A 17,606-nucleotide genomic window follows, 5' to 3' on the forward strand; every position below is an offset into this window, starting at 1 on the left:
CCTTGGCGTCACGCCCCCACCTTACTGGACTGCTCGGCGGCAGCTTCAACCCCGCACATGGCGGGCATCGCCGGGTGAGTTTGTTCGCAGCCCAGGCGCTCGGGCTCGACGAGGTTTGGTGGCTGGTGTCGCCCGGCAATCCCTTGAAGCCGCGTGCCGGCATGGCCCCGCTCGCCGCGCGGCTGCGCTCGGCGCAGAAGCAGGCGCGCCGCGCGCCGATCGTGCCGACCGCGATCGAGCAGGCGCTCGGCACCCGCTACACCGTCGATACGCTCGCGCGGCTGGTGCGACGCTATCCCAAACGCCGTTTCGTGTGGCTGATGGGGTCCGACAATCTCGCCGAGTTGCACCGCTGGAAGGACTGGCGACGGATCGCGCGGACAATGCCGATTGCGGTCATCGCCCGCCCCGGCTATGATGCTGCTGCAATGGCGAGCCCCGCCATGGCCTGGCTCAGGCGCTATGTCGTGTCTGCCGCCAGCATTCGGAAACGGGGGCAATGGAGCGCACCGGCCCTGGTGTTATTGCGTTTCGATCCTGATCACCGCTCGGCCACGGCCATTCGCCGTGCCCATGCCGGGTGGGCCGAGGACATCCTCGGCGCAGGATCGGGTGACAGACCACGCAATGCGCTGGTGCGCGATCGGCTGACATTCCGCAGCATCCGGCCAGAGGAGGACGCATGAGGCGCATTTCGCGCTTATCCGGCCTCGCTTCTGCCGGTCTGCCGCGTGTCCGCTATCATCGCCCCGAACTCTGGAGATACCCGATTGCCGATGACCGACGCCCTTTTGACCTCCCTCCCGGCCGGCCCTGTGCAAGCCGCCGCCAAGCTCGCCCAGTCCATGGGCAAGCCTGAGATGGGTGCCGATGCGCTGCACCAGTTGGTGCTGGCCCAGCTTGACGATGATCAGGCGCAGGAGGTCGTGTCGATCCCGCTCGAGGGCAAAAGCTCGATTGCCGATCACATGGTGATAGCCAGCGGTCGCTCGACCCGTCAGGTCGCGTCGATGGCGCAGAAGCTGGCCGAGAAGATCAAGCAGGCCGGTTTTGGCCATGCGCGGGTCGAAGGCCTGCCGGCGGCGGACTGGGTGCTGATCGATGCGGGCGACGTGGTCGTTCACCTTTTCCGGCCCGAAGTTCGCAGCTTCTACAACCTTGAACGGATGTGGAGCTTCGAGGGCAGCGAAACGTCGATGCTGGGTAGAAACTGATTTGTGTTCCGCAGCCCCTCCGGGCTGCGAAATCCTCGCTTATGCGGCCTGAAGGCCGCGTCGCTGCGGGCGGGCGGTCGCCCTTGCGGCCTGCTTTGCAGACCGGAATTGCTCTGCTGAAGAGAGGTTGGGTCCCATTCTTCTTCACATCATCGCGCGCGGGAAGATTGGGCGGTCGCCGGAGGGCGATCTGGTTGATCGCTATGCCAATCGCCTGACCTGGCCGGTGAAGCTGACCGAATGGCCCGATACCGGCGCGGGCAAGGTCGCCGATCCGCTCACCCCCACCCGCACCGTGCTGCTCGACGAACGCGGCAAGGCCATGTCCTCGGAGGCCTTCGCCGGCCTGCTCGGCAAATGGCGCGACGAGGGCGTGCGCGAGACCCGCTTCATGATCGGCGCGGCGGATGGCCATTCCGATGCCGAGCGTGCCAGCGCCGACCTGCTGCTCGCCTTCGGCCCTGCGACCTGGCCGCACATGATGGCGCGCGCGATGCTGATGGAACAGCTCTACCGCGCCACGACGATCCTTGCAGGGCATCCCTATCATCGGGCAGGATAGCGCCATGACCCGTCCGGTGGTGCTCACTCTTATGGCTGGCGCTGCAATCAGCGCTGCGTTCCTTTCGGCGCTGCCCTCGTCACGCGCGACCGAGGCGGCGGTGCTGATGGAGCCCGAACAGGCCGAAGCCGCGCTCGCCCGCGCCACCCGTGAAAGCCGCCGGGCCGAAGGGCGTGCCGCGCGCCTCACCCGCGAGGCCGAAGCCGCGACCGAAGCCGCACAACGCACAGCAAACGAAGCCGCCGCACTCGCCGCGCGCATCCAGCAGGCCGAGGCCGAGATCGAGGTCGTCCGCGCCCGCCACGCCATCATCCGCAGCCAGCGCGCCGCGCTGACCGCACGCCTTGCCAAGAAGCAGGAACCGACCGCACGCCTCGCCGCCGCCTTGCAGACCGCCGCGCGCCGCCCGCTGGTGCTTTCGGCGCTGCAACCCGGCTCGCTCAAGGATGTCGTCCATGTTCGCGCGGTGCTCGACAGCGCGGTCCCGCAGATCCGTGCCCGCACGGCTGCGCTGCGGAGCGATCTGGAGCGCGGGCGGGCGCTTGAGGCGCAGGCGGCCCGCGCGCTCGATGCCTTGCGCGATAATGAAGGCACCCTGCGCGAACGCCGCCAGAGCCTTGCCGCGCTCGAAAACCAGCAACGCCTCGCCTCGCGCACCGCGCGCAGTTCCGCGCTGCGCGAGGCAGAACGCGCACTGGGTCTGGCCGAGGAGGCGCGCGATCTCGACGGGCTGGTCGACCGGCTTGACGAAGTCGCAGCGCTGCGCCGCGAACTCGCCGCCATGCCGGGGCCGGTGCTGCGTCCCGCCAATATCGCCGCGTCCCTGCCCGCACCCGAAGCGAGCCTGCCTTCGCCGACTGCCAGCGTGCCGCCGCCGGGCGACTTCCAGTTGCCCGTCCAGGGGCGCACGCTGATCGGCTTCGGTGCACGGCGGGGCAGCGGTTTGCCGAGCACCGGGTTGACGCTGGTCCCGGTGGCCGGCGCGCAGGTGGTCGCCTCCGGGCGCGGGCGCATTGCCTTTGCTGGGCCCTATCGCGGGTTCGGGCGAATCGTGATCATCGAGCATGGCGGCGGCTGGACCAGCCTCGTCACCGGGCTCGACCGCGCCGATGTCGCGGTGGGCGACAGCGTGATCGGCGGCAGCCCGCTGGGCCTGGCTGGCCGCGCGAACACCCCCGTCACGATCGAGTTGCGGCGTGACGGAACGCCAGTCAACCCGTTGCAATTCCTGCGATAAATGTGAACTTGATGCCGCGCCATGGCGGCTATGTGTGCCAACGGGATACGCTCGATCAGCCTGTGCGGCTCTCATCTGGCGTTCAGTCTGGCAAAGCTATACATTGCGCAGACCAAGGAGCTTTGCCCACACATGAAAATCGCCGCTCTCCTGCGTAGCGCCGCTCTGGTGACTGCCGTTGCCCTGATCCCCGCCACCACCGCAACCATGGCGCAGGTCGATGGCCGCGCCGGCCCCGAATTCGCCAAGCTGTTCGCGGTCTACCAGCGGGTGAAGGCCAGCTATGTCGAGCCGGTTGAGGATGATGTGCTGATCCGCGGCGCGATCGACGGGATGCTGGCCGCGCTAGATCCGCATTCGGCCTATCTCGACGGGGGCGATCTCCAGCGGCTCGAAACCATGATCGACGGGCAGTATTCGGGTCTCGGCCTGTCGGTCGTGATGGAAGAGGGCGCGGTCAAGGTCGTCTCCCCGTTCCGCGGCAGCCCGGCCGAAGTCGCCGGGGTCAAGGCGGGCGATTTCATCACCCACCTCGATGGCAAGCTGATCTATGGCGGCAGCCTTGATGATGCCGTGGCGCAGATGCGCGGGCCGAAGGGCACTGCGATCAAGCTGACTCTCTTCCGCCCGGGCCGTGACGAGCCGCTCGAAGTAAGCGTGACCCGCGGCGTGATCGAGCTTGAGCCGGTGTCGTCCGATCTGGCTTCGGGCAATATCGGGGTGATCACCGTCAACGAGTTCTCCGCCAATGTCGGCGCGGATGTGTTCGCCGCCTATCAGGATATCAAAAAGAAGGCGCCCGGCGGGCGGCTCAACGGTCTGGTGCTCGACCTGCGCAACAATCCGGGCGGCAGCCTCGATGAATCGGTCGCGCTGTCCGATCTGTTCCTGACCTCGGGCCGGATCGTCAGCCAGCGCGGCCGCGCGCGCGGCGAAACCATGCTCTACGATGCCGAAACCGTGTTCCGCGGCGACATGGCCGAAGGCGTGCCGATGATCGTGCTGATCAACGCCGGCTCCGCCTCGGCGTCTGAAATCGTGGCGGGCGCGTTGCAGGATCACCGCCGCGCGCTGATCATGGGCGAACGCAGCTTCGGCAAGGGTTCGGTCCAGTCGCTGCTGCCGCTCGGCAATGACGCGGCGCTCAAGCTCACCACCGCGCGCTATTTCACCCCGGCCGGCAAGTCGGTGCAGGAAGGCGGGATCAAGCCCGATATCGCGGTGCCGCAGCTTTCCGATCCCGATCTGGCGCTGCGCACCAAGTATCAGACCCGCGAGAGCGATTTGCGTGGCCACCTGATCAACGAGCTTGGCGTCAAGGACGAGGAAATGGAGGCCGACAAGGTCGCCGATCCGCGCTTCCAGCTGACCGCTGCCCAGCTTGAGGAGCAGGGCGTCAAGGACTTCCAGCTGCATTATGCGGCGGAAACCCTCCGCCGCACCACCAAGAGCACGGTGGCACTGCGTCCGGCCAAGCGCTAGAGCCTGACCCATGGACAATCTGAACAAGGCGCGGCTGCTGGCCGTGCTCGTTCCCGCGTTTCTCTTGGGCGGGGCCTATGTCGCGCAATTGGGTTTCGGTCTGCCGCCGTGCGAGATGTGCTGGTGGCAGCGCTACCCGCACTTTGCCGCGCTCGGGCTGGGGGCGCTTGCCTTCTTCGTGCCGCCCGCGCGGCTTTGGACCATGCTGGCTGGCCTCGCGATCATCGGCTCGGGTCTGATCGGCGGATTTCACGCCGGGGTCGAATATGGCTGGTGGGAAGGCATCACCGCCTGCACCAAGCCGGCAACTGCGCTCGATGTGCTCAATACCGCTGCCGCCCCCGCCGTGCGCTGCGATGTGGCGCCGTGGGATCTGTTCGGAATTTCGCTCGCGGGCTTCAATTTCCTGATTTCGTCCCTTGCCGGTGCGGCCATTCTGGCGTTCGCCGCGTATCGCAAGTAGGCACTAGGCAAAGGAGTCGAACATGGAACGCGACGAACTGCACCGCATGATCAGGGTCGATCAGGCCGGAGAATTCGGCGCGACCCGCATTTATCAGGGCCAGCTTGCCGTGATGGGTGATCGCGGACCGCATTCGGCCGAGATCCGCCACATGGCTGAACAGGAAGCCGATCATCGCGCCAAGTTTGATGCACTGCTGGTGCGGCGCGGTGTGCGCCCGACGGCGCTGCACCCGTTCTGGTCGGCGGCGGGCTATGCGCTCGGCGCAGGCACTGCGCTGCTCGGGCCCGAAGCGGCGATGGCCTGCACTGCCGCGATCGAGACCGAGATCGACAAGCATTACAGCGATCAGCTCGATCAGCTGGAAGCCAGCGGCGCCGATCCCGAACTCGCCGAGATGATCGCCGCCTTCCGCGAGGACGAGCGCGAACACCGCGATGCCGCGCTCGCCAATGGTGCCGAACGCGCGCCCGCCTATCCGCTGCTCTCGGGCGCAATCCGCCTCGGTTGCCGCCTTGCGATCCGGTTGAGCGAGAGGATCTAGGATTGCACACCCGCCTCCGCGGGTGTGTCCTCAGTGCTGTTTCGAGCCCTGCGGGCTCGAGCACCTGCGGGGCGCGCGCTTGCGCTTGCGGCCGTGCCGGCCGGAGCCATCACTCTTCAGCCGTTCTTCCGGGCGGGAGAACCTTCGCGTCTTCACCGGCGGTTCAGGCCCTCGGCTCTAGACAAGGCCCCGCCGACAGGGGCATGGCTGGCCCCGTAGTCGCGCCCGACAGAGGACCTATTGCCATGAAGCATCTGCTTGCCCCCGCTGCTCTCGCCGGACTTGCCGCGCTCGCCGCCGCCAGCCCCGCTGCGGCGCAGAGCGCGAACGAGAAGATCAACATGGTGATCGCCTACGACGAATCCGAATGCCCCGTCGCCAAGCAGGGCGAAGTGGTGGTGTGCGAGATTCTGGTCGAGGAGGAGCGTTACCGCATCCCTTCGAACCTGCGTTACAGCGACAACCCCGCCAACCAGTCGCTCGCGCGGCAGGTCGACCAGATCAAGTATGTCGGCGATTTCGGTGCGATGAGCTGCTCGCCGGCGGGCGCTGGCGGCTTTACCGGCTGCACCCAGAAGTTCGTCGAGGCCTGGGCTGCGGACCGTAGCGAGGCCGAAGGCGTGCGCTTCGGACAGCTGATCGAGAAGGCGCGGGCCGAACGCCTCTCCACCATCGATGCCGATGCTGCCGCCGAGCAGGAGCGGGTCGAGATGATCGAGCGCGAATATATGGAGCGGCTCGAACGTGAACGTCAGGGTGAACTGCCGGGCGATTCCGCGCTGCCGTCTCCCGCGCCGCAGCCGCCCGAAGGCTGATCTCGCCTAGATCCGGTAGTAGTCGCGATACCAAGCGACGAAGTGCGCCACCCCGTCGCGGAATGACGTCTGCGGCGCATAGCCGGTGAGCGATTTCAGCAGGCTTGCATCGGCCCAGGTCGCCGGCACGTCGCCGGGCTGCATCGGCAGGAAGTTCTTCACCGCCTCGCGCCCGCATTCAGCCTCGATCGCGGTGACGAAATCCATCAGCCGCACCTTTTCGCCATTGCCGATATTGATCACCCGGAACGGCGCGGCGGGGGACAGGCTGTCGCCCTCGGCAATGTCCTCGGGGCTTTCGGGGCGCACCGGCGGCTTGTCGATGAGCAGCCGGATGCCGCGCACCAGATCGCTGACATAGGTGAAGTCGCGGTACATCTCGCCGTTGTTGTAGATGTCGACGGCCGTGCCTTCGAGGATCCCGCGGGTGAACTTGAACAGCGCCATGTCGGGCCGACCCCACGGGCCGTAGACCGTGAAGAACCGGAACATCGTGGTCGGCAAGTCCCAGAGGTGGGCGTAGGAATGCGCCATCACCTCGTTCGCCTTCTTGGTCGCGGCGTAGAGCGTCAGCGGCGTATCGACCTTCTGGCCTTCGTGGAATGGCATCTCGGTGTTGGCCCCGTAGACCGAACTGGTCGAGGCCATCAGCAGGTGCTCGACCCCCAGCTCGCGGGCGCATTCCATCACGTTGAAGGTGCCGGTGAGGTTGGCATCGACATAGGCGCGCGGATTTTCGAGGCTGTAGCGCACCCCTGCCTGCGCCGCGAGGTGGACGATCACGTCGGGCTTTTCGGCCAGCGCGAGAGTGTGGAGCTTGTCGAAATCCTCCAGCATCCCCTCGGTGCAGCTGAAATTCGGGTGCTGGAGCAGCATCTGGTGGCGCCGCTGCTTCAGCGCGACGTCATAGTAATCGGTCATCCCGTCATAGCCGACGACCCGGAAGCCCTCGTCCAGCAGCAGCTGCGCGAGGTGATAGCCGATGAACCCGGCCGATCCGGTGACGAGAACGCTACGCATGACAGGGCCTTCCCCAACAAGGGTGTCTTCCCGCCCTAATGCGGGGCTAGCCGCGCGGATGCAATTGCCTTGGCGCGTGGCGAGCGCGCTGCCGACAAGTTTTTGCTTGTCTGTTCATCGAACTGCGTCGATTGCTGACACGGCTACTGGCATGGACAATCCGGCAAATCCCCCCCTTCGCACGATCCCGCGCGCGCGCTCGCGGCGTCGCGCTGCGTTGTCGCTGGCTGCGGGCGGATTGGCGGCGTGCATGGCTGTGTCCAGTGCAGCGCAGGATGAGGCCCAGACCTATGGCCCGGTCGCAGGGCCGCCAACGAGCGCCGCTGATGCGGGTGTGGTGCCTGCCGGCCTGCCGCCGACCTTGGCTGTGCTTGCCGATCGCGCCTTGTCGGACAATCCGCAGGTCATCGCCAGCCGCGCTGCGCTTGCCGCCTCGCAGGCCGATCTCGAAGCGGCACAATGGCTGCGCTACCCCGGACTCAGCGCCGAGGCGCTGGCGGCCACGCGCGGATCGAACGCGGCCGACCGCGATGGCTTTGCGGTCAATGTCGCGCTTGAACAGCCGCTCTGGGCGGGCGGCAGTATCGACAGCCAGATCGATGCCGCGCGCGGCCAGCGCGATGCCGGGGCCGAATCGCTGCGCGAGGCGCGACTCGGGGTGCTTTCGGGGATCATCGAGGCATGGTTCGGCTTCCTGCGGGCTGAAGAGCGTGCTCGCGCGCTCGAGGCGGGGCTCGCCGATCATCGCGCGCTTGTCGCCTCAATCGAGCGGCGGGTGGCGCAGGATGTCTCCCCGCTGGCTGACCTGACGCTGGCACGCTCGCGTGCGACCCAGCTCGAAATCGAACTGGCTGCCGTGCGCGAGGCGGGTGCCAATGCCCTGCTGCGCCTCAAGGAGCTGGCGGGCGATGCCGCCGATGCGCCGGTGATGCCCGACGAGGCGATCTTTGCCGCCGTCCCGCCCGAGCCGGTCGCGGTTGAGGAGATGATCGCCTGCGCGCCTGCAATCGGGCGGGTCAAGGGGCAGATGGCGGCTGCCGAAGCCGAAGTGCGCGGCGCCAAGGGCGCGCTCTATCCGCGCGTGCTGCTCCAGCTGTCGCAGAACGAACTGACCGGCGCGCGCGCGGCGGTGGTGGTGCGCGCGCAGACGGGCAACGGCCTGTCGCGCTTTTCGGCGATCGACCGGGCCGAGGCGCGGGTCGACCAGACCATGGCGGTGCTCGGCGCGGTCGACCGCGAGCTGCGCGCCCGGTTGGCGAATGATTTCGTCGCGCTGCGTTCCAACCGCGCGCAGGCCGAGGCGGGGACGCTGGCGAGCGCGGCGTCGGCCGATCTTCAGGCAAGCTATCAGCGCCAGTTTGTCGCCGGACGGCGCAGCTGGCTTGATGTGCTCAATGCGGCGCGCGAGGTCATCAGCGCGCGGATTTCCGAGAGCGATGCGCGGGTCAATGCCGCGGCGAGTGCGACGCGCATTCTCGCCCTGTCTTGCCGCTGGCGTCCGGCGGGGCTTTAGCGCAGGTTGAACGACATGGGCGGGGATCTTCTTTCAGCGATTGAACGCTACGCCGAAGCGGCGGGCCGGGCCTTGCCGCCTGATTGGGCGGCCGCGTGCGAGGTAGACACGCTGCCCGAAGGCGCCGAAGCGCTCGCCGAACTGCGCGTCGCGCTGGGTTGGGACGCGCCGCAAGCGATCATCGGACGCCCGCGCCCCGATGCCTTCCCGCTGCTGGTCCACGATGCCGCGCTGGGATGGCAGGTCGCGCAGCAGTGGATCGGAGAGGACGAGCTGGCGCTGACCAGCGGTGCGAGCCTGACCTTCGACGAGGCGGGGCAGGCGTTTTTCCGGCTCGACTGGCGCGATCCGCTGGGCACGCCGGAGACGACCGCCTCGCAGGTATTCGTGCGCGCCATCGCCCGGCGCAGCCGTTCGCTGGTGCTGGCCGGCCTTGCGACGATTTTCGCCAACCTGCTCACGCTCGCCACCTCGCTTTACGCGATGCAGCTCTATGACCGGGTGATTCCGCTGGCGAGCTTCGACACGCTGGTCGTGTTGACGGTCGGGGTGATGTTCGCGCTGCTGCTTGACCTGGCGCTCAGGTCTCTGCGCGGGGTGCTGATCGAGGCCGAGGCGCAGGCGATCGACCGCGAGGTTTCGGAATTCTTCTTCGCCCGCACCCAGGCGATCCGGCTCGATGCGCGGCCCGGCGGGATCGGGACGATGGCGGCGCAGATCCAGGGGCAGGAACAGATCCGGCAGGTGATGTCGGCGAGTTCGCTGTTCGTCATCACCGATCTGCCCTTCGCGGTGCTGTTCATCATCGTGGTGCTGGGGATCGGCGGGCCGCTGGCGCTGGTGCCGGTGATCAGCTTCCCGATCGCGATCGGCATGGCGCTGCTGTTCGCGCGCATTATCCGCACCAATTCCGCCCGCGCGCAGGTGACCGGCACCCGCAAGAACGGGATGCTGGTCGAGATGCTCGACGCGTCCGAAACGCTCAAGGCCAACCTCGGCGGCTGGCACATGCTGGCGCGCTGGAACCGGCTGATCCGCGAGATCCACCATTACGAGGACCCGGTGAAGCGCGCTTCGGCAGTGTCGGGCGCGCTGTTCTCGACGATGCAGCAGATCACCTACACCATCGTGCTGGCGTACGGCGCCTATCTCGCGGCGACCGGCGCGATCACGACCGGCGCGCTGCTCGCCTGTTCGATCATTGTCGGACGCATCAATGGTCCCCTCGTCGCGCAATTGCCCGGATTGATCGTGCAATGGGGCTATGCCCGCTCGTCGCTGAAGGGGCTCGATATGCTGCTGCGCTATCCGGTCGAAAAGACCGCCGCGCGGGGCGGGCTGCGGCCCGGCAAGCTCGGCGGTGCGCTGGTGGTGGACGGGGTGCGCTTCGCCTATCGCGGCGGGCCGGACGTGCTGGGCATCGAGCGGTTGCAGATTGCGCCGGGCGAGAAGGTGGCGGTGATCGGCGGGATCGGTGCGGGCAAATCGACGCTGCTGCGCCTGCTCGCCGGGCTCTACACGCCCACGGCGGGCAACATCACGCTGGGCGGTCTCGATTGCACGCAAATCGCCGAGGATACGCTGCGCCGCCATGTCGGCTACCATTCGCAGAATGCGCGGCTGGTGGGCGGTTCCTTGCGTGAGAGCCTCACCATGGGGCTGGCCGGGATCAGCGACGATGCACTGATCCGCGTGGCGCAGGCGACCGGGCTGGAGGCCTTGTTTGCAGGCGGCAGCCGCGGGCTCGATGCCGCGCTGGAAGAAGGCGGAGCGGGGCTTTCGGGCGGGCAGCGCGCGCTGGTCGGGCTCAACCGGCTGATCCATGCCGCGCCTGCGGTCTGGCTGCTTGACGAGCCCACCGCCGCGCTTGATGCGGCAAGCGAGAAGTCGGTGCTCGATGCCATCTTCGCCGGCCTTGGCCGCGAGACGATCATGGTGATGGCGACCCACAAGCTGCCGCTGCTCGACCGCTTTGACCGGGTCATCGTGATGGCCCGCGGGGCGATCATCAGCAATGAACCGAGGGAGGAATTCCTGCGCAAGATCAGGGAGTTCTCCAGCGCGCCGCGGCCTGGCGGCGATAACCTCGTCAGCACCCGGATCACGCCGGGCGGTCTCAGGCCGGGAGGCGGATCGTGAAAAGTCTCTTGCGGCCCGCCGGGCTGATCATCCTTGCCATCTGCGCCGCGATTGCCGGCTTCATCGGCTGGTCGCTGTGGGCCGAGCTCGATCAGGTCGCCCGCGCACCCGGACGCGTGGTGCCGTTTGCGCGGGTGCAGATCGTGCAGAGCGAGCAGGACGGCGCGATTGCCCGCATCGCGGTGCGCGAAGGCGCGCGGGTGAAGAAGGGCGACCTCCTGATCGCGCTCGACACGGTGCAGCTCGAAGCGGCCGTGCGCGAGACGCGGCTCAAGGTCGCAGGGCTCGAAAGCCGGATGGCGCGGATCGAGGCGGAACTTTACCAGCGGCCGCTCAGCTTCCCCGCCTCGCTGGCCGACTTCCCCGAATTCACCGCCAACCAGCGCCAGCTCTATAACCAGCGCCGTGCGAGCCTCGACAACGATCTGTCGACGCTGCGTTCGCTGGCGAAGCTCCAGCAGCAGGAGCTCGATCTCAACCTGCCGCTGCTCGAGACCGGCGATGTCGCGCGCTCCGAGATCATCGCCATGCGCCAGCGGGTGGTCGAGACCGAAGGGCGGATCAACAACCGCCGCGGCGATTACCTGCGCGAATTGCAGGGCGAGTTCACCAGCACCGAAGAACAGCTCGCCGCAGCACGCGAACAGCTGGCACGGGCCGAGGATAGCCTCGCCGCATCCCGCCTGACCGCGCCAACCGACGGGATCGTCAAGAACGTGCGGATCACTACCATCGGCGGCGTGGTGCGCGCGGGCGAGGAAGTGCTCCAGATCGTGCCGGCCGGGCGCAAACTGATCGTTGAAAGCCGCGTGTCCCCGCGTGACATCGCTTTCGTGAAGGTCGGCCAGAAGGCGCGGGTCAACTTCGATGCCTTCGATAATGCGATCTACGGATCGGCCAGCGGCAAGGTGGTGTTCGTCAGCCCCGACACCATCGTCGAAACCGCGCCTGACGGATCGAGCCAGGCCTATTACCGGGTGAACCTCGAGGTCGACACCGGCACGATGGAAAAGGATGCCGGCAGCGTGCCGGTGGACCTGCAACCGGGTATGACCACCAGCGCGGAAATCCTCACCGGCAAATCGACCGTGTGGAATTACCTCACCAAGCCGATCTTCAAGACCGTGTCGCAGTCGATGCAGGAGCAATAGGCGGGCACCTTTTTCGTCTTCACCAAGCCGCTGAAACCGCATAGAAGTCCGATGCTTTTCGCCGGAATTGGGGCCGTGCGGGGCATGGAGAGTCGCAGATGCCCACCATCAACGGAACCACCGGCAACGACGTGCTGCCCGGCACCCAGGCGGATGACACGATCAACGGCGGGGCTGGCAACGACACCATCGTCGATCGCTATGGCGATGACGTCATCGACGGCGGTGATGGCGACGATGTGATCGTCGACGAGGGTGGCAGCAACACCATCCGGGGCGGCAACGGCAACGACCGCATCACATTCAGCGACGTCTATTCGCTGCCCGGCAGCACCATCGGGAACCCGGCGCGCACCAACCTGATCGAGGGCGGGGCGGGCAACGACTTCGTCACGGTTGGCCGCCTGACGCGCGGTGCGTTGACCGTCGATCTGGGCGAGGGTGACGATATTCTGCGGATCACCAGCCTGATCCCCGACATTGCGGTCTTCCGGCTCGGCGCGGGCCGTGACACGGTCCTGCTGACTTATGACTTTGGCGATACCGTCAGGGCCAATCTTGGCATCCTGACGATTGCCGATTTCACCGCGGGCGATGCGGGCGATATCCTCAACCTCGGCGAGATGGTGCGCGGGCTGTTCAGCAGTCCTTCGGTATTCGCCGCCTTTGACGGCGCCAACCCCTTTGCCAATGGCGTGCTGCGCTTGGTGCAGGACGGCGCAGATACGCTGATCCAGCTCGATTACGATGGCTCCAAGAGCAACATAACTGCACCCTTCACCATCATCCGGCTCGAAAACGTCGTCGCCACATCGCTCACGGCTGCGAACTTCTCCGGCCTCAATCCGGCTGGCGGCGCGCCCGCGCTGCCGACGGTTGGTGGCACGGCTGGCGACGATCTGATCTTCGGCCCGTCATCGGGCGCGATCATCAACGGCGGTGATGGCCGGGACGAGATCATCGGCGGCTTCCGCGCCGACGAGATCAATGGCGGCAGCGGCAATGACATCATCGATGGCGGTGCGGGGGCCGACGTGCTGCGCGGCGGTGATGGCGACGACACGATTACCGACCAATGGGGCAATGACACCATTGAAGGCGGCATCGGCAATGACCGCATCCTGATTTACCGCCCGGGTATCTCCGGGGTCGACACGGTGCTCAACGAAACCGTGACGGTCAATGCCGGCGACGGCAACGACTATGTCCGCCTCGAACTCGACCGCCGCGATTTCGCTCCGCTCACCCAGCGCACGCTTCACGGGATCGTCGATCTCGGCGCGGGCGATGACGTGATCGAACTCGTGGCGCCGAGCTACAATATCCTGTTGCCGACGGCGCAGATCACTCTCGGCACCGGGCGCGACCGCGTGATTGTGGACACCCGCGCACCGCAACTGGGAATGTCGGTCACGATCACCGATTTTGCTGCGGGCAACAGCGGCGATATTCTCGAAGTTGCGGTGCCGATCGGCCTTGCCCCGGCGTGGAACCGGGTCAGCAACCCCTTTGCCAGCGGACACCTGTTCCTCCAGCAGGACGGCGCGGACACGCTGGTGCGGTTCGACTATGACGGTACCGGCGGCGGCAGCGGTGATGGCTATCACTTCACGCTGGTGCGGCTCGTCGGCGTCACCGCAGCGAGCCTGACGGCGGCGAACTTCAACGGCTACGACCCCACCGGCGCGACCTCGTCCTTCCAGATCCGCGCGGGCACTTCGGGCAATGACGAACTGACTGGCTCGTTCGGCAATGACCTGATCGAGGGCGGGGACGGCGATGACGTCATCACCGAGGTCTATGGCGGCTCCGATACGCTGCGCGGCGGCAACGGCAACGACACCATCCGCGTGGCGACGCTCTATTCGCCCACGTCCGATACGGTGACGATCAGCGGCGATGCCGGCAATGATCTGGTCGATTTCAGCCTCAGCACGACCTCAGGGCTCACCTATGCCGCCAATATCGATCTCGGCATCGGCGATGATCGGCTGATCCTGCGCTCAGCCCCAAGCGGCGGGATGGTGATCACGTTGGGGGCGGGGCGCGATGTGATCGAGCTTGCGCCGGGCCTTGCCGGCACTTCGGTTGGTGCCATCACCATTACCGACTTCCAGACCGGAAATAGCGGCGATCTGCTCGACTGGAACCTGTTTGCCGAAAGCGATCTGTCGATCGACGCGGACACCGATTTCGAGGGCTTCGTGCAGGAGCATATGCGGCTGCTGCAGGTCGGCAACGACACCCACTTGCAGATATCCGAAGTCGGCTACAGCCAGCAGTTCGTGACGCTCGCGGTGTTCCAGAACACCGTGGCGACCAGCTTTACTGCGGCCAATCTCGGCTTCGATCCCAACCATGCAACATTGCTCGGCACGGCGGCGGGAGAAACGCTTGGCGGCACCGCCAATCTCGACATCATCTGGGCTGGCGAGGGCAATGACACGATCAACGGGCTGGTCGGCGATGATCGCCTCTATGGCGAAGCGGGCACTGACATCATCAACGGCGGCGACGGAAATGATTTCATTCGCGGCGGGCTTGGTGACGACACGCTGAACGGGAACGATGGTGACGATACGATCGACTCCGGTGGCGGGCGCGATGGCGTGTTCGGCGGCGGCGGAAATGACATCATCGACGATTTTGGCGGGATTGACGATATCGATGCAGGTTCGGGTAACGACCGCGTCAACGTCAGTCTGACTTTCGCATTGACCGCCGATGGTGGCGGCATTGCACCCGGCAGAGTCATCGCTGGCGATGGCAATGATGTGGTCACCATAACCGATGCATTTTTGGGGACGAGCAACCCGCCGGAAGGCGCGACCCCCTATTCGGTCGATCTCGGCGCGGGGGACGATCTTCTGATCACTGACGGGCATTTCGGGCGGATCACGCTCGGCGCCGGACGCGATGTGGTCCAGTTTGTCGAAGGCGTCGACAGCTACGGGTCGGTCATCACCGACTTCGCAACCGGAGCGACAGGGGACCGGATCGATCTCACCGGATTGCTCGGCTTTTCGATCGACGTTTTCGACCGCACCTTGATCGACCTGCTTCGGCTCGGCGGCAATCCGTTTGAGCTAGGCATCTACGAGCTGCGTCAGGTCGGCAGTGACGTGCAGCTGATCCTGAGCCCGTCAGTCAGCGGCGATTATGTCGAACAGCTGGTGATGACCTTCCAGAACACGCAGGTCTCTGCCTTCACGGCCGAGAATTTCTCCGGCTTCGATCCGCACGCTGTCCCGCTCGTCCCGCGCTACATTTACGAGAACACCACCATCGGCACCGGCGAGTCGCTGTCGCTCGTCAACATCACCCCCGACGGGCTGGTGTTGATGGGCGCGAATAGCGGTTTCGTTTACCGCGCAATCGACGATTCTGATTTCATCAACAATGGCAGCGTCACCACCATCGCCGACCGACCCGGATACGGCCTGCCGATCGGGTTCGGGGTGAGCCGGAGCTCCGCCCCCGGCGTGGATGCATGGTTCGTCAACAGCGCGACCGGCGAATTCATCGTCGCCGCCAACTTTGATGACGGTTCGGGCATCATCTCCTTCAGTGCCACGCAAGCCTTCGGTTTCTACGCCCCGCAGCAGGCGGTGCATTTCCGCAATGACGGCTATTTCGAGGTCACTTCGGCCATCGGAAGTGCCTTCGGGGTGGTCACCGGTTTCGATACCACCACGACGCGGCAATTCGTCAACAACGGCACTTTGATCGCCGATGGGGCCTATGGCGGCTTTGCAGTCGAACTGGGCTTTGCCGCCAGCTTCCTTAACACCGGAGCTATTGCGGCATTCGGTCTGGTCGAGGCGGTTGGCGTGCGTTGGAGCCAGTATGGCGGCGGCAGCTTTGTCAACTCGGGAACGATCTTCGCGCTCAACAGCCTCGATTCGCCGTTCTTCAGTGTCGGAGTGCTGCTGATCGAGGTGCCCGACGCCAATGTCACCCCGCCGCGTGTGATCGAAAACAGCGGGATCATCTCCGCCGACATCGCGATCCTCTCGGCCGACGGCAGCCCGGCGGGGCAGGTCACCAACCACGTCCGCAATACCGGTCTGATCGAAGGTGCGATCCTGCTCGGCTTCGGCAATGACGCGGTGTTCAACAATGACGGCGGCGAAATCCGCGGTGCGGTGCTGCTCGAGGAAGGCAACGACCTTTACGATGGCATCGGCGGTACGCTGGTCGGCAGTGTGCGCGGCGGTCTGGGCGATGACACCTACCGCATTGACGATGCTGCGATCGACATCATCGAGAACGCGAGCGAAGGGACCGACACGGTCGAGATCGGGCGCGACTACACGCTGCGCGACAATTTCGAGGTTCTGCGCCTGCTGGGCAACGACGGGTTCTCGGGAACGGGCAACACACTCGACAACCAGCTCTTTGGGAATGCAGCCGGCAACCGCCTGACGGGCCTTGGCGGCAACGACACGATCAACGGCGGCAGCAATGTGGATACGGCGGTCGTGCGCGGTCTGCGCTCGGCCTATACCGTGACCCAGACCTCGACCGGCGTGTTCCAGGTGGTGGGGCCGGACGGGACGGATACGCTGACCGCGATCGAGTTCCTGCAGTTCGACGATCAGGTGCTTCGCTTGCGGCCCGGGACCGGAGTGAGCGTCAACTTCAACACTGCCGATCCCTCGGTATACCAGTCGGCGATGAACAATATCCGCGACTTTGACGGCAATGCGCTGGGCGGCAATGGCTCGTGGCTGCGGATCGGTTCGGCGGACGTGAACGGGGATGGCGACGTTGACCAGATCCTCGTCAACCGCACCATCGGACGGTTCGCCACCATCGGCACAGCCCCCGATGGCCTCGTCTACTTCTCGGATCACAGCTGGGCGGGCGAGACGCGCGTGGCGGGGATCTATATCGATCCGCTGGTCGCTTCGGGGCAGGTGGTTGCAGGCAGCGCCAACGACAGCCAGCGCCGGTTCCAGAACGATCTCCAGATCGAGAACATCAACCGCGTGCTGGGTGCCAGCGACTACGACCGCGATGGCTTGCAGGAGGTCTACTTCGCGCTGACCGACGGGACGGCCTATCTGCGCGCGATCATGGAGGCTGACGGCAACATCCGCTACGCCAACTACCAGTCGCAGCAGGAGGTGATCAACTACCTCACCGCCAACGGCTTTGGCCCGTCGACCTGGGCAGGCTGGTTCCCGCAACCCACCAGCGGCGAGGCGAGCCTGATCGGCGAGGATGATGCGAGCCTCGTCAAGGGCGATCCCGGATCAGACACGCTCGGCACCGGCGCGCTGGACGCAGGGCTGGCGGGCACCCCCCACAGCTTCCACCCGATGTTCACCATCCCGACCGAAGTGCTCGCCCCCGAATTCTACGGGTAAGCGGGCAAATCGACCGACAGAACGTTGCCCGGCCGCGCCAGAAAGGTCGGCAATGGAGCGGATACGCTTGAATTGACGCGGTTACCTTGCAAGG

Annotated in this window: 13 protein-coding genes; 12 read left to right on the forward strand and 1 reads right to left on the reverse strand. The window is 66.0% G+C overall.

Going from position 1 to position 17,606, the window contains the following annotated elements:
* Positions 1-2 precede the first annotated feature (2 nt).
* From BG023_RS02345 to BG023_RS02380, 8 genes are all read left to right on the forward strand, one after another.
* Complete coding sequence (locus tag BG023_RS02345) at positions 3-686, forward strand: nicotinate-nucleotide adenylyltransferase (protein WP_069311074.1); 684 nt, start codon at positions 3-5, stop codon at positions 684-686.
* 159 nt (positions 687-845) lie between these two features.
* Positions 846-1,214, forward strand: coding sequence for a ribosome silencing factor (rsfS, locus tag BG023_RS02350; protein WP_069311075.1), 369 nt, complete (start codon positions 846-848; stop codon positions 1,212-1,214).
* 136 nt (positions 1,215-1,350) lie between these two features.
* The gene (locus BG023_RS02355; RefSeq protein ID WP_069311076.1) at positions 1,351-1,776 is read left to right on the forward strand and encodes a 23S rRNA (pseudouridine(1915)-N(3))-methyltransferase RlmH; all 426 of its coding nucleotides are present in this window, start codon (positions 1,351-1,353) and stop codon (positions 1,774-1,776) included.
* A gap of 4 nt (positions 1,777-1,780) precedes the next feature.
* Positions 1,781-3,013 carry a murein hydrolase activator EnvC family protein gene (locus BG023_RS02360; RefSeq protein WP_069309032.1) on the forward strand — a complete coding sequence of 411 codons (1,233 nt, stop codon included), beginning with the start codon at positions 1,781-1,783 and terminating at the stop codon, positions 3,011-3,013.
* Between the two features lie 132 nt (positions 3,014-3,145).
* Positions 3,146-4,495 carry a S41 family peptidase gene (locus tag BG023_RS02365; RefSeq protein WP_069309033.1) on the forward strand — a complete coding sequence of 450 codons (1,350 nt, stop codon included), beginning with the start codon at positions 3,146-3,148 and terminating at the stop codon, positions 4,493-4,495.
* A 10-nt stretch (positions 4,496-4,505) separates the two neighbouring features.
* Positions 4,506-4,958, forward strand: coding sequence for a disulfide bond formation protein B (locus BG023_RS02370; protein ID WP_069309034.1), 453 nt, complete (start codon positions 4,506-4,508; stop codon positions 4,956-4,958).
* Between the two features lie 22 nt (positions 4,959-4,980).
* A complete protein-coding gene (locus BG023_RS02375) occupies positions 4,981-5,502 on the forward strand; it encodes a demethoxyubiquinone hydroxylase family protein (protein ID WP_069309035.1) in 522 nt (173 codons plus the stop codon).
* 245 nt (positions 5,503-5,747) lie between these two features.
* Positions 5,748-6,317 carry a hypothetical protein gene (locus BG023_RS02380; RefSeq protein WP_069309036.1) on the forward strand — a complete coding sequence of 190 codons (570 nt, stop codon included), beginning with the start codon at positions 5,748-5,750 and terminating at the stop codon, positions 6,315-6,317.
* 6 nt (positions 6,318-6,323) lie between these two features.
* Here the strand turns inward: BG023_RS02380 and BG023_RS02385 are convergent, their stop codons facing one another.
* Positions 6,324-7,337: a GDP-mannose 4,6-dehydratase gene (locus tag BG023_RS02385; protein WP_069309037.1), complete on the reverse strand. Its 1,014-nt coding sequence runs from the start codon at positions 7,335-7,337 to the stop codon at positions 6,324-6,326.
* Between the two features lie 250 nt (positions 7,338-7,587).
* On the opposite strand from BG023_RS02385, the gene BG023_RS02390 reads away from it, so the two are divergent.
* The 4 genes from BG023_RS02390 (at position 7,588) to BG023_RS02405 (ending at position 17,512) form a co-directional block, all read left to right on the forward strand.
* Positions 7,588-8,850 carry a TolC family protein gene (locus BG023_RS02390; RefSeq protein WP_190315801.1) on the forward strand — a complete coding sequence of 421 codons (1,263 nt, stop codon included), beginning with the start codon at positions 7,588-7,590 and terminating at the stop codon, positions 8,848-8,850.
* A gap of 15 nt (positions 8,851-8,865) precedes the next feature.
* A complete protein-coding gene (locus BG023_RS02395; protein ID WP_069309039.1) occupies positions 8,866-10,989 on the forward strand; it encodes an ATP-binding cassette domain-containing protein in 2,124 nt (707 codons plus the stop codon).
* Complete coding sequence (locus tag BG023_RS02400) at positions 10,986-12,140, forward strand: HlyD family efflux transporter periplasmic adaptor subunit (RefSeq protein WP_233993051.1); 1,155 nt, start codon at positions 10,986-10,988, stop codon at positions 12,138-12,140. The genes BG023_RS02395 and BG023_RS02400 overlap by 4 nt, the downstream gene beginning before the upstream one ends.
* Positions 12,141-12,238: 98 nt before the next feature.
* The gene (locus tag BG023_RS02405; RefSeq protein WP_069309041.1) at positions 12,239-17,512 is read left to right on the forward strand and encodes a beta strand repeat-containing protein; all 5,274 of its coding nucleotides are present in this window, start codon (positions 12,239-12,241) and stop codon (positions 17,510-17,512) included.
* Positions 17,513-17,606: the final 94 nt, after the last annotated feature.

The sequence above is a fragment of the Porphyrobacter sp. LM 6 genome, from assembly GCF_001720465.1.
Taxonomy (GTDB): domain Bacteria; phylum Pseudomonadota; class Alphaproteobacteria; order Sphingomonadales; family Sphingomonadaceae; genus Erythrobacter.